General features: G+C 48.5%; 1 pseudogene. It reads left to right on the top strand.

The annotated features are described in order from the left end of the window. Positions 1-452: pseudogene (locus WA352_RS21775) on the top strand (hypothetical protein); the annotation flags it as partial.

Genomic DNA, 452 nt, shown 5'->3' with positions numbered 1-452 from the left:
ATTGGTGGCAACACGACGATTGATGCAACGACGGGAGCAATCACCACAAGTAACATTGGCGGCACAGGCTCGAACACGATTGATGGTGCGATCACCAGCGTTAAAGCAACGGCAGACAAAGGTATCAACTTTGGTGGCACAACAGGCAAGAACAACTATGCCTTGGGTAGTGATATCAACGTTAAAGGCGATAGCAACATCACCAGCACGACAGTTGCAGGCGGTGTACAACTGGGCTTAGGCGATACGTTGAATGTTAAAGATGCAATCAATGTGGGCAGCGGTGCAACCAAAGTTAAGATTGATGGCACAACCAATACTATTGGTGGTTTAAGCAACACGACTTGGAATGGCACAGCAGTATCAGGTCAGGCAGCAACTGAAGATCAATTACAAGCGGTGAGCGATGCCCAAAAAGCAACGGACGACGCAGCGGTTAAATATGATGACCC

Origin of the sequence: Acinetobacter sp. 102 (assembly GCF_037028485.1) — a bacterium.
GTDB classification, from domain to species: domain Bacteria; phylum Pseudomonadota; class Gammaproteobacteria; order Pseudomonadales; family Moraxellaceae; genus Acinetobacter; species Acinetobacter higginsii.
The sequence above is the reverse complement of the archived record's forward strand: the minus strand, read 5'-3'. Positions and strand labels throughout refer to the sequence as shown.